We start from the raw sequence: 13,048 nt of genomic DNA on the forward strand, positions 1-13,048 counted from the left end.
ATGAGCCTTATTAATATGATTTTTATTGTTGACGACGATCCAATCCACCAGCAGATTGCCCGGATTATGATAGAGCGGCAGGGGATCAGCACTAATATTCATGTATTTTCAGATGCGCAGGATGTACTGGATCATATCCGTCATCATGCAGAAAAAGTGGATTCCTTACCTGATCTGATCTTGCTGGATCTTAATATGCCGGTGATGGACGGGTGGGAATTTCTTGATGAGTATACTGCTTTTTACCAGGACCTCCCCAAACGTATCCGCATTTTTGTGTTAACATCTTCCATTGATGAGAAAGATAAAGAACGGGTACGTAATTACGGTTTTGTCAGCGGTTATCTCACCAAGCCCCTTTCCAAAGATATTATTGCGCACCTGTCTTAAGCGATATGATCGTTTTTTCCGGATCTGCGGAGGAGAAGATAGCACTACCGGCTACTAACACATTGGCCCCAGCCTTTACCAGTAATGCGGCGTTTTCCGGCCCCACACCACCATCTACTTCAATGAGCGCATGTGCGTTGCTGTCGTTGATCAGCTGACGGAGCTGCTTTATTTTATGATAGGTTTGTTCTATAAAGGTTTGTCCGCCAAAGCCCGGATTTACACTCATGATCAGCACCACATCAATATCACGGATCACATTTTCCAGCCAGCCTACGGGCGTGTGCGGATTTAGGGCTACCCCGGCTTTCATGCCAAGTCCCTTTATCTGCTGGATATTACGGTGCAGATGCACACAGGCTTCTATGTGTACTGTGAGGATATCTGCCCCGGCCTTTTTGAAATCGGCTGCATATTTTTCTGGCTCTTCTATCATTAAATGCACATCACAGGGCTTGCGGGCCTTTTTCTTTATTTGTGCGATAACAGGTAGGCCGTAGCTGATATTAGGCACAAAGCGGCCATCCATTACGTCGAGGTGAAACCAGTCAGCTTCGCTGCGGTTGACCATCTCTACATCTTTTCCCAATTCAAGGAAGTTTGCAGCCAGCAAGGAAGGCGCCACTAAAACAGGAGAGTTTTCCAAAAGCAGTTTATTTTGAATGATAAATTTAAGCAATTTCGGGAGATGCCATCAGCGGTTATTTGCTGAGTCTTTTTATGGCATCTTTGGCTTCGGTAAAATCTTTTTTAAAGGAAGTTGCTTTTATGTAATCAGCGATGGCTTCCTGTTTATTGCCCAGTTGTTCCTGGCAAAGGCCCCGGTAATAGTAAGCCTGTGCATCAGTAGGGGCGGATTTTGCCGCCAGGTTATAAAAGCTGAATGCTTCTTTCCACTGCTTTTTACCGCTGTAGATCTTTCCCAGCGCCAGGTAAGCCGGTTCATAACCGGGGTCTGAAATAATACATTGCCGGTATGCGGCAATAGCGGCGGCCTGGTTGCCCAGTTCCTCCTGGTATTGCGCTGCCTCATATAAGGGAGTGGCATTAAGGGAATCCAGTTGCCAGGCCTGTCTATAAAACTGAATCGCTGCCGGTTGTTTACGTGCCCGTAACAGATCGCCCAGTTCCATTACGGCTTCATACTCCGGATGGGGGCCTGCTGCGCTGATAGCTGTGGTGAGGTGTTTGATGGCGGTTGTTGTATCCTGCTGATCTTCTGCTATCCTGGCTTTCAGGTAAAAAGCCTTGTCGCGTGCATCTTTCGTTTGTGCGAGCACGTTAGCCATGCTATCGGCCTGCGGATATTTTTTGTTTTCAATCATGGCTGTAGCGAGCCTGTATTCCAGGTACGTATAGCCGGGGGCGGTAGTTAGTGCTTTCCTGAAAAATATTTCTGCATGCGGGTAGTCATCACTTACCAGTGCCGCTTCACCGGCGCCGGCCCAATAGTCTGCATTGTCTGGTTGCAGGCTGGCAGCCTTTTCAAAATCTGCCTGCGCCAGCGTAGGATTTGTATTGAACAGTAATAAGGCACGACGGTAATACAACGCAGGTTGATCCGGAAACCGCCTGATAGAATCTGTCACCGGCCGGATAATATCGCTGTAAAGCACGCTATCCGGAGCGGGTGACTGGTCTTGCTGATTATTGCCGGTATTGTTACAGGCAACAGCGCCCAGCAACACCAGGAGGATCGATAAATACTTCATACTACCGCCAAAACTAAGAAATCCTTAGCGCATTAACCAGTTTTTGAAGGCAGTATAGTCTGCCGGCAACAGGGTGGCCGTCTTTTCTTTGTTGTACAGCGACATTACCCGTGGGGGGGTATAGATCTCATCACGGATCGATTTTGGCGCAGTGTCTTCAAACTTCACCGGGTGGGCTGTTTCCAGGAATACGCCTGTTAGCTCCGGAGCTGTTTCCAGGTATTGCTGCAAGCCCATGAAACCTACGGCGCCGTGTGGGTCCAGCATGTAATGGTTTTCTTTCCATACCCGTTCCATGGTGCGGGCAGTATCTTTATCGTTAAAGCTGAGGGCGGTGAACTTTTCCTTCAGGGCGGGTAAACTGTTACCGAATAACTGTAACACCCGTACGAAATTGCTGGGGTCGGCCACATCCATGGCATTGGAAAGTGTAGGCAGGGCTTTGCCCGGCTCATATTTGCCGCTTCCCATAAAGCGGGGAACGGTATCATTGATATTGGTAGCTGCTACAAAATGTGATACCGGCAATCCCATGGCTGCTGCCATCAAACCGGCGCAGATATTGCCGAAATTGCCGCTGGGCACAGAGAATACCAGCCTGGGATGGGCTGCTTTCATCTGTTTGTATGCCAGGAAATAATAAAACATCTGCGGTAGCCAGCGGGCTACATTAATAGAATTGGCGGATGTCAGCTGCCGGTGTTCCTGCAACTCCTGGTCGAGGAAAGCCGCTTTCACAATAGCCTGACAGTCATCGAAGGTGCCTTCTATTTCCAGTGCGCGGATATTGCCGCCGAGGGTGGTCAGCTGTTTTTCCTGCAGGGTACTTACTTTTTTGGAAGGATAGAGGATCACTACTTCTACACCGGGTACATTAAAGAACCCACTGGCAACAGCCCCGCCGGTATCGCCGGAAGTGGCTACCAGTACAGTTACAGGCTTGGTACTGTTTCTGCGGAAATAACCCAGGCAGCCGGCCATGAAGCGGGCGCCTACATCTTTAAATGCCAGGGTAGGGCCATGAAATAATTCCAGTGCATAGGTATGACCGGTTACTTTCTGAATCGGAAACGGAAAATGCAAGGTGTCTTTTACGATCTTCAGGAGCGCCTCTTCTGGAATTTCATCTCCCACAAAAGGACGGATCACTTTATAGCCAATCTCATGGTCCGTATAGTCGTGCAGGTTAGCAATGAAATCTTTGTCGAGCGTAGGAATCTGTTCTGGAAAATATAGTCCTTTATCCGGCGCTATCCCTTGTACAACGGCTGTTTCGAAGGATACCTGCTGCTGTTGGTTTTGTAAACTGAAATATTGCATGAATCGTTGGTTAAAGGGTTAATCAATCACTTTTACGCCGGCTGTATTAATACGGGAAACATAGATTTTATAATCTACTCCCAGCGGCGCATACACGGTATCCATCATGGCAGCCACATTACGGGCGTTTTCTTCGCCTTTGCTGAGCATGAATACAGAGGGGCCGGAACCGGAGATACCGCCTCCCAGTGCACCTGCTTCCTTGCATTTTAATTTGAGTTCATAGAATGCCGGGATGAGGATAGCCCGCACCGGCTCTACGATCACATCTTCGAGTGAACGGCTGATCAGGTCATAGTCTTCCTGGTATAAAGCTGCTACCAGTGCGCCTACGTTGCCCCACTGCCGGATGGCGTCCGTCATCAGCACTTTCTGCTTCAGGATTTCACGGGCATCTGAGGTCTTTACTTCTATCTGCGGATGGATGACGGTCACCCATAATTCTTCCGGGGTATGTAAAGAGGTAATATCCAATGGGCGATAGCTCCTCACAAGGGTAAAGCCGCCGAGGATGGCCGGCGCCACGTTGTCCGCATGAGCGGAGCCACAGGCCAGTCTTTCTCCTTCCATCGCAAAACGCACCAGTTGCTTTTTGGTGAAAGGCTCTCCCAGCAGGTGGTTTACGCCTACTACCGCGCCCGCGCTACTGGCGGCGCTGGAGCCGATACCGCTACCGGGATGGATCTTCTTAAAAATTTCTATCTCAATACCAAGATCCGGTTGTTCATATTTCTGTAACAGCGCCTGTACGGCTACGCTGGCCACATTTTTGGCCGGGTCGGTTGGCAGGTCTGCGCCATGTATAGCTGTGATGCGGATACCCGGTTCACTGCTCCTTCGTAAGATCATTTCATCGCCCGGCGCGTCCATAGCCAATCCTATAACATCAAAACCACAGGCAACATTGGCAACGGTGCCGGGAGCAAATACTTTTATACAATCCATAAGGGTGTTTAAGTACGATTAATTTAGCAATTGATTTTTATGTATGCAACCTCCTTCGGAATAATTTAATGTTGATATAACGCTGTTATCCCTTGTGGCTGGTTACAGCCGGGCCGACCGGATAATATCTGCAAATATGCCGGATGCCGTTACATCTGCACCTGCACCAGCTCCTTTTACGATAAGGGGCTGCTCCTGATAACGGCTGGTGGTGTAAAGTACAATATTGTCTTTGCCTTCCAGCTTAAAGAAAGGATGATCAGCAGCCACACTTTGCAACCCTACAGATGCTTTCCCTTCTGCATAGCTGGCTACAAATTTCAGGCGTTTGCCTTCACTGCTGGCCATTGTATACAGGTCGCGGAAGTGCGTGGCGTGTACGTCCAGTTCATCGTAGAATGCCGCTACAGATGGTGCATCCAGGCAGGCGGCCGGCAGGAACGAGTGATTCGTGATATCGTCCATTTCAATAGCAGCACCACTTTCACGCGCCAGGATCAGGATCTTGCGCATTACATCTTTACCACTGAGGTCAATACGTGGATCCGGTTCCGTGTAACCCTCATCCTGCGCGGCTTTTACTACCTCGCGGAAGCTGGCACCGTTTACAAAATGGTTAAACACGAAATTCAGGCTACCGGATAAAACAGCTTCTATACTATGAATCCTGTCGCCACTTCTGATAAGGTCATTCAGGGTATTGATAACCGGCAAACCCGCTCCTACGTTGGTTTCGAACAGGAAAGAAGCGTTGAACTTACGGGCCAGGTCTTTCAGTTGTTTGTAATAGGCGTAGTCAGAAGAACAGGCTATTTTATTACAGGTCACCACAGAGATCCCATGTTGTAAGAACTCGTGATAAACGGCGGCTACCTCGCTGCTGGCGGTGTTATCCACAAATACGCTGTTGCGCAGGTTCATCGATTTTATCTGTTCTACAAAAGCGGGAATATCCATTTTACCGCCTTGCGCCAGTTGGTTCCGCCAGTCATGCAAACCAATTCCATATTCACTTACCAGGGTATTTTTACTGTTGGCCAGTCCGGCCACTCTTATCTGTAATCCCAGTTCTTCCTGGAGGTAATGTTGTTGTTGCTCCAGTTGTTCCAGCAGCTTGCTGCCCACGTTGCCTACACCGGCTACGAACAGGTTTACCTGTTTGAGCGGCGTTTCAAAGAAGGCTTCATGGATCAGGTTCAGTGCTTTTTTTACATCTGTTTTATTAATCACTGCCGAAATATTTTTTTCTGTAGATCCCTGTGCAATAGCCCTTACATTGACACCGTTCCTGCCCAGGGTGCCGAATAATTTTCCGCTGGTACCGTGGTGGTTCTTCATTTTATCTCCCACTACGGCTACGATGGCAAGGTCTTTTTCTACCTGCAGGGGAGCGATGCGTTTTTCCTGTATTTCATGGGAGAATTCGCTGTCTACCGCTGTTTTAGCCATCAGCATATCTGTATCGTGAATGCCTACGGTAATAGAATGTTCCGAAGAACTCTGAGTAATCAGGATAACGTTGATGTGTTCCCGTAAGAGTGATTCAAACAATCTTTTGGAGAAGCCGGGGATGCCTACCATACCACTTCCTTCGAGGGTGAGCAGGGCAATATGTTGTATGCCGGAGATGCCGGTTACGGGGAAACTGCGTTCCTCGCTGTCCTGTATAAGGGTGCCGTAATCTTCCGGGGCAAAAGTATTTTTTATGCGGATCGGAATCCGTTTATCCATCACCGGTTGTATGGTAGGCGGGTAAATGACTTTGGCGCCGAAGTGCGACAGCTCCATCGCTTCTGCATAAGAGATGTGGGCAATAGGGAGGGCCTGTGATACGAGGCGGGGATCGGCGGTCATCATGCCGCTTACATCCGTCCATATATCCAGTGCTTCCGCCTGAACAGCAGCAGCTATGATAGCGGCGGTATAGTCGGAGCCGCCACGGCCCAGTGTAGTGGTTTCACCATCAGCACTGTTGGCCACAAAGCCTGGCAGTACTACATAGTCGGCAGTTAACTGGTCAAAATATTGTGTGATGTTATGATTGGTCACTTCGAAGTCGACAGCGGCATGACCGAAATTTTTATCGGTAACGATCAGCTCACGGCTATCTTTGCAGACAGCTGAAAAACCTTGTTGTTTCAGCTTTTCGGCTACGATTACACAGGAGATCAGTTCTCCGTAGCTCATCACTTTATCGAGGGTGCGCAGACTCAGTTCACCTACCTGGAAGATGCCGTCACACAGATTTTCGAGGGCATTCAGCTTTTTCTTCAGCTGGCTGATCATACTGCTTTGTGCAGTGATAGGGAACAGTTCACGGATCGTACCCAGGTGCCTGGTTTCGATTTCCTGTAATAAGGTTTTGTATGCTTCCTGTCCTTCACCTGCGAGTTGTCCGCAGCGTATAAGCTTGTCCGTTGTACCGCCAAAGGCAGAGACTACAATGGCATATTTCCCGGCTGGTTTATGATGTCGTAATATTTGGCAAACCTGTTCTATTGCTTTGGCGCTTCCGACAGAAGTGCCGCCAAATTTTAATACTTGCATACAAAGTAAAGTTTATACGTAGAAAAGTTCCGGACCTTCCCGGCTGTGTACCACCGTAGTGGTCGTTGGATCATATGTGAAAACTAACCCCGCAGTGGGGTTGTAATTGTGGACGTGATAATAGTGCTCATGCATCCTTGCTGAGAGGAAGAAGTGGGAGAGAATTGATATGTGATTACTGGTAGCACTATTGTTTTATGACGATTATGCAACAAAAGTCTACAATTCCACCGGTAAATAAAAGTAAAAAGACGATATTTTGAAATATTTTAAAATTATCAGATTTTATTAGTTATTGATTAATTTTAATCAATATTGTTAGTTAAGGACGTAGCTGTTATTGTTTTTCTTGAATTTAATTTAGAGAGATGATTGATGTTGCTATCTAAAGGGTGGTGTTTTAAAGACAAATTAATGACAAATGGACAAAATAGCCAGTAAACATTGCTTCCCACCGGCGTAATATTTTTCGGGGGTTTGCATGAAATAGCTTTAACTTTAATCGTCTAAAACTACCACTACTTGTTCATTTCCTTGAAATATACAAGCAATAGTCAACGTAACTACTACTTTCTCATGGCAACACTTGCCATGGATTCGACTTTCGCATAACCTTCCCAAACAGCCGCTGCCGGCTGCTCTTCCTTTTAATATAGCGTAACTTTGTAAGGGTGATTTCTTTTAGTTGTTATCCTGCATATGCGTACATCCTTACCGGCATATATTTTCAACAGATGCACGTCGTGCTGTGTTATAATATACAATCATACACTCATTCAATCTATCATGATACCAAACAATTTTCCTCAATCAACCCGTCATGCCACACTATCATAAGCTAGGACAGATACCGCACAAGCGCCATACCCAGTTCCGCAAACCGGATGGCACCCTGTATTCGGAGCAGTTGTTTTCCACAGAAGGATTCTCGTCTCATTCTTCCCTGTTATATCATTGTCACCCGCCTACAGAGATTGTAAAAGTAGATGAACCCTACAGCGTGGCTCCCCGCATTGCGGAAGAAAAAATGCTGAAACACCGCAGCTTCCAGGGATTTAATATAAAACCGGTAGATGATTTCCTGGAAAGCCGCAAAGCTGTGCTGGTCAATAATGACCTGCATATTGTACTGGCCGCCCCCCGCAAAAGCATGGTGGATTATTTCTATAAAAATGCCGATGCGGATGAAATGATCTTTGTTCATGAAGGCAGTGGCGTGCTTAAAACGCAGTACGGTCAACTGGCATTCGGTTATGGCGATTACCTGGTAATCCCCCGTGGTACCATTTACCAGGTTAGTTTTGCTACGGAAAACAACCGCCTGTTTATCGTAGAGTCGTTTAGCCCACTCCGTTATCCCAAAAAATACCTGAGCAAATACGGGCAGCTGCTGGAACATTCCCCTTATTGTGAAAGAGACATCCGACAGCCACAGGACCTCGAAACCATCGACCAGGAAGGCGATTTCCTGATCCGCATCAAAAAGAAAGGGATCGTGTATCCTATTCATTACAAACATCATCCCTTTGATGTAATCGGATGGGATGGATGCGAATATCCGTTTGCCTTTTCTATCCACGATTTTGAACCGATCACCGGGCGGGTGCATCAGCCCCCGCCGGTGCATCAGACTTTTGAAGGAACCAACTTCGTGGTTTGCTCCTTCTGCCCGCGTTTATTTGACTACCATCCGCTGGCGGTACCTGCGCCGTATAATCACAGTAATATTGATAGCGATGAACTTTTATATTATGTAGACGGCGATTTTATGAGCCGTAAGCATGTTACACGCGGCATGATCACCCTGCATCCGGCCGGTATCCCGCATGGGCCGCATCCCGGTGCAGTAGCGAAAAGCATTGGCGCAAAAGAAACAAATGAACTGGCCGTGATGGTTGACACTTTTCATCCCCTGCAGATCACAGCAGCTGCATTGGATATTGAAGATGACAACTATGTCATGAGCTGGGCAGAATAAAGAAAGAGCAACAACCCATCATTCATACCAAAACAATTGAAATCATGGAAACTGCAGTAATAAACAGTGCCAGCTTAAACGATCAGCATGATTTTTTACCCCTCAACGGTACCGACTATGTTGAGTTTTATGTAGGCAATGCCAAACAGGCCGCCTATTATTATAAAACCGCTTTCGGCTTTCAGGCAGTGGCCTATGCCGGGCCGGAGACAGGCGTGAGAGACAGGGTTTCCTATGTCCTGGTGCAAAACAAACTGCGTTTTGTGTTAACCACTTCTTTATTGCCGGATAGTGAAATTTCCCGGCACGTTACCCGGCATGGCGATGGTGTGAAGGCGCTGGCGCTCTGGGTAGACGATGCCCGCGCAGCTTATGAAGAAACGGTGAAACGTGGTGCAGCTCCATACCAGGAGCCACTCATAGAAGAAGATGAATCCGGTGAAGTGATCAGCAGCGGTATCCACACTTACGGCGATACCGTACATCTTTTTATAGAGCGTAAAAACTACCATGGATTATTCAGACCCGGTTTTAAAGCACTGACCTCCAGCTACAATCCAGCGGAAACAGGATTGCTGTATGTAGATCATTGTGTGGGCAATGTGGGCTGGCATGAAATGGATACCTGGGTGGAATTTTACGAACGGACGATGGGCTTCCGCAACCTCATCTCTTTTGATGACAGCGATATCTCCACCGAATACTCCGCCCTCATGAGCAAGGTAATGAGTAACGGCAACGGGCGTGTGAAATTTCCTATTAATGAACCGGCAGAAGGCAAGAAGAAATCACAGATCGAAGAATACCTGGATTTCTATGGCGGTCCGGGTGTTCAGCACGTGGCCATCGCCACCAACGATATTGTAAAAACGGTAAAAGAACTGCAAAGCAGGGGCGTTGAATTCCTGAAAGTACCGTCCTCTTATTATGAAACCCTGCTGGACAGGGTAGGTAAGATCGATGAAGCTATTGCGCCGCTGCAGCAGCTGGGCATCCTGGTAGACCGGGACGACGAAGGATACCTGTTGCAGATCTTTACCAAGCCAATCCAGGACCGGCCAACCGTATTTTTTGAAATCATCCAGCGCAAAGGCGCCCAGTCGTTTGGCAAAGGCAACTTCAAGGCCCTGTTTGAATCTATAGAAAGAGAACAGGCCCTGCGCGGTAACTTATAGGTTTGTTACACTTCTACTGAGAACCCTGCATATTAACCCGCTGTCCGTTCCGGCGAGGGCCGGAACGGAATTTTAACCCCGGTATCCGCTTAAATCATTCACATAAATTAATGACGTTGAATCATCGTCATTTTTACCCAGGGTTAAAACCCTGGGCTACCAATATACGGTCCCTCCGGGACCGATCGGAGCGAGCATCCGGCGAAGAACTCATTTATTACCAGGCAGTTACCGGTAGTTTCGTTACCAGGTTTATTTTATCTCTCTAAAAAAATATTTTGATATCATAAATATATGTTATTTTTAATATATCTAAGCGTGACTGAAAAACCGTTTTTACTGATTACACTTTAACCATCAACACCTATCCTATGTCCAACAAATCAATTGCCCGTGGGGCTACCTATGCTGTATTATTATCGTCGCTGGCCTTTTTTTCAGCTTTCCGTGCGTACAAAGACAGCCCGCAAAGCACTTATCTTCATAAAATATCTTCGCCTGCGGGTCAAACCACCATGGAGTACAATGCTGACAGGACCATCCGGAAAATTGTACAGCTCCATACTTCAGATGACATCAGTTACAGCGATGTTCAACTACCTGTATATGAAAATGGTCGTTTGGTAAGCACGCTTTCCTCTGACGATGAACAGGCAGTGACCGGAGATATTAATACCACTTATGACTATTATGCTGCAGCCGATAAAATAGCAAAGGTGAGCTACTACCGCGACAATGCCGTGTATGCTTATGACTCACTGACCTACGATGAAGCGGGCAAAATGAGTGTACGTTACCAGTTTAACCGGAATGCAGCTGGCAATGCCTGGGAAAATACCGGCTACCAGCAATATGCCTGGGATAAAACGGGAGACGTAATACAGATGGATACGTACGCTAAACAGCCTGGCTATTCCAGATTCAGGGTTGTTTCTTCTATCAGTTACAGCTATGATAATAAACAGAATCCGCAGCAACAGCAGCCGGAACTGGCCTATATACTGGACGCCACCGCTGCCACGCTGTCTGCCCACAACGTACTGACAGAAAGTATCAGCACACCGCGCTCATCACGCGTGATCACCAATCGTTATACCTATACCTATAACGCCGGTAAATTCCCGGTACATGCCACGTTCAATGCTGGTCTGGATGGGGAAACCGTGAAACTGGAATGGGTGAAACTGTAATAATTGCAATAATGTAATAAACGTTTAACTTTACAGGCAATATAAAATAAACTGTTCCGTTTTTTATGAGCATGCAAACGCTGTTTGGGGTACTTTTTCTATTAGCTGGAATTTTTCAGGCATTTAGCGCCATTCTCATCTATCAGGGCCACAAACATTATATTTTAAAGATCGCCAACAGGAAGGTGGGCATGGTAATATATTTTATTTTTGCCTTGTTATTGTTCTATTTTGCCTATGAAAACCTGGCTTAAAAAATTAAAATTTTGTTAAATCAGCTATGAAGCGTCTTATAGTTTTAGTCTTGATGATGTGGTGTGCAGGTCAAACATCTGCCCAACAGTCTTTCCTCGATAATCAGAAAATGTTTCCCAAAGTGGGAGAAGCTTATCGTGAAAAAGAGGAGCTGCTGAAAAAGGAGTTTGCGAAGAAAGGACTGGCTTATCCCGCCAGGTATATGTTTGTGCGTTCCTTTAAGCTGGACAGTGAAATGGAGATCTGGGTGAAAAACAATGCAGCTGATACATTCCAGCTTTTTAAATCCTACCGGGTGTGTACCCTGTCGGGTAAGATGGGGCCCAAAAGGAAAGAAGGCGACCGCCAGGTGCCGGAAGGGTTCTATTATATTAATGACTTCAATCCAAATAGTAACTATCACTTATCACTCGGGATCAACTATCCCAATTTCTCCGACCGTATCCTGAGCGATGCCAAAAGGCCAGGGGGTGAAATCTATATTCACGGCAACTGCATTACAGTAGGATGTATTCCATTGACAGACGAGTTTATCGATGAAGTGTATATCCTGGCCGTAAATGCCAAGAATGCAGGTCAGGACTTTATCCCGGTGCATGTTTTCCCGGTAAAGTTCGGTAATGTCAGGTCTATGGATTACCTCGGTAATGTTTCGCTGACAGATAATTCATCCCAACAGTTCTGGGTAGAACTTAAAACGGCATACGACTATTTTGAAAAACACCATCGCCTGCCGGTAGTACTGGTAGACGATAAAGGCAAATACATCATGTGACCAGGATTATAGTGATTATAAAGATTTACAGGATTGAACAAGGAGAATAGTGCGGATATCTTCGCCTGCATCTCCAGGTTCAATCCTGTAAATCTTTATAATCCTGGTACAATCTTGTCTTTTATTTGTTTTTTAGATTTTTTTTTTGAAACTTGTTCGAAGGTCAAATCAATTTACTATTTATGCACAGAAGAGACGCAATCAGGAATGTGGCGATTTTGTTGGGTACTGCCATTTCCGCTTCCACGTTGTCAGCCCTTGAGAGCTGTACAGGGTCCGCTCCCAAAAACTACGAGTTACAAAAGCCAGCTACCAAAGCACTACTGGCTGAGATCGCGGAAACCATTATACCAACGACTAACACACCTGGCGCTAAAGCCGCAGGGGTGGATGAGTTTATCATCGTTATGATGAACGATTGCTACCAGAAGAAGGATCAGGAAGTTTTCCTGGAGGGGTTGAAGAAAATTGACGTCGCCAGTACAGAGAAGTTCAAAAAAAGCTTCATGGACATCACGCCGGAACAACGCACTGAACTGCTTACGCAGATCGAGCAGGAACGCGTGGATTACAACAAACGGAAAGATAAAAAAGAAGGTGACCCTACTCACTACTTCCAATACCTGAAAGAGCTGACGCTCCTTGGGTATTTCACTTCCAAACCAGGTGCTACAGAAGCATTGCGTTATGTACCGGTTCCAGGTAAGTACGAAGGCTGTATCCCTTACAAAAAAGGGGATAAAGCGTGGGCAGTATAATGC

The 13,048-nt window shown here is 46.6% G+C and carries 12 protein-coding genes; 7 read left to right on the plus strand and 5 right to left on the minus strand.

The window, feature by feature from the left end:
• A complete protein-coding gene (locus ABQ275_RS06290; RefSeq protein WP_349317423.1) occupies positions 1 to 390 on the plus strand; it encodes a response regulator in 390 nt (129 codons plus the stop codon).
• Here ABQ275_RS06290 and rpe read toward each other — a convergent pair.
• From rpe to thrA, 5 genes are all read right to left on the minus strand, one after another.
• On the minus strand, positions 371 to 1,036 hold the full coding sequence (rpe, locus tag ABQ275_RS06295) for a ribulose-phosphate 3-epimerase (RefSeq protein WP_349317424.1): 666 nt from the start codon (positions 1,034 to 1,036) through the stop codon (positions 371 to 373). The two genes, ABQ275_RS06290 and rpe, sit on opposite strands and share 20 nt — an antisense overlap.
• Positions 1,037 to 1,091: 55 nt before the next feature.
• A complete protein-coding gene (locus ABQ275_RS06300) occupies positions 1,092 to 2,102 on the minus strand; it encodes a tetratricopeptide repeat protein (RefSeq protein ID WP_349317425.1) in 1,011 nt (336 codons plus the stop codon).
• A gap of 24 nt (positions 2,103 to 2,126) precedes the next feature.
• Positions 2,127 to 3,422, minus strand: a complete 1,296-nt coding sequence (gene thrC, locus ABQ275_RS06305) for a threonine synthase (protein WP_349317426.1) — start codon at positions 3,420 to 3,422, stop codon at positions 2,127 to 2,129.
• An 18-nt stretch (positions 3,423 to 3,440) separates the two neighbouring features.
• On the minus strand, positions 3,441 to 4,367 hold the full coding sequence (locus ABQ275_RS06310; protein ID WP_349317427.1) for a homoserine kinase: 927 nt from the start codon (positions 4,365 to 4,367) through the stop codon (positions 3,441 to 3,443).
• Between the two features lie 102 nt (positions 4,368 to 4,469).
• Entirely contained in the window at positions 4,470 to 6,914 is a 2,445-nt protein-coding gene (gene thrA, locus ABQ275_RS06315; RefSeq protein ID WP_349317428.1) for a bifunctional aspartate kinase/homoserine dehydrogenase I, read from the minus strand.
• Between the two features lie 820 nt (positions 6,915 to 7,734).
• On the opposite strand from thrA, the gene ABQ275_RS06320 reads away from it, so the two are divergent.
• The 6 genes from ABQ275_RS06320 to ABQ275_RS06345 all read left to right on the plus strand — a co-directional run bounded on the left by ABQ275_RS06320 (position 7,735) and on the right by ABQ275_RS06345 (position 13,045).
• Entirely contained in the window at positions 7,735 to 8,892 is a 1,158-nt protein-coding gene (locus ABQ275_RS06320) for a homogentisate 1,2-dioxygenase (RefSeq protein ID WP_349317429.1), read from the plus strand.
• Positions 8,893 to 8,936: 44 nt separating this feature from the next.
• Positions 8,937 to 10,067 carry a 4-hydroxyphenylpyruvate dioxygenase gene (gene hppD, locus ABQ275_RS06325; RefSeq protein WP_349317430.1) on the plus strand — a complete coding sequence of 377 codons (1,131 nt, stop codon included), beginning with the start codon at positions 8,937 to 8,939 and terminating at the stop codon, positions 10,065 to 10,067.
• A gap of 371 nt (positions 10,068 to 10,438) precedes the next feature.
• Positions 10,439 to 11,257 (plus strand): hypothetical protein, encoded by an 819-nt coding sequence (locus ABQ275_RS06330; protein ID WP_349317431.1) that lies wholly within the window; start codon positions 10,439 to 10,441, stop codon positions 11,255 to 11,257.
• A 65-nt stretch (positions 11,258 to 11,322) separates the two neighbouring features.
• Positions 11,323 to 11,511, plus strand: coding sequence for a hypothetical protein (locus ABQ275_RS06335; RefSeq protein ID WP_349317432.1), 189 nt, complete (start codon positions 11,323 to 11,325; stop codon positions 11,509 to 11,511).
• A gap of 26 nt (positions 11,512 to 11,537) precedes the next feature.
• On the plus strand, positions 11,538 to 12,287 hold the full coding sequence (locus ABQ275_RS06340) for a L,D-transpeptidase family protein (RefSeq protein WP_349317433.1): 750 nt from the start codon (positions 11,538 to 11,540) through the stop codon (positions 12,285 to 12,287).
• A gap of 182 nt (positions 12,288 to 12,469) precedes the next feature.
• Complete coding sequence (locus tag ABQ275_RS06345) at positions 12,470 to 13,045, plus strand: gluconate 2-dehydrogenase subunit 3 family protein (RefSeq protein ID WP_349317434.1); 576 nt, start codon at positions 12,470 to 12,472, stop codon at positions 13,043 to 13,045.
• The last annotated feature ends 3 nt before the right edge of the window (positions 13,046 to 13,048 follow it).

The organism is Chitinophaga sp. MM2321 (genome assembly GCF_964033635.1).
Lineage (GTDB): Bacteria > Bacteroidota > Bacteroidia > Chitinophagales > Chitinophagaceae > Chitinophaga.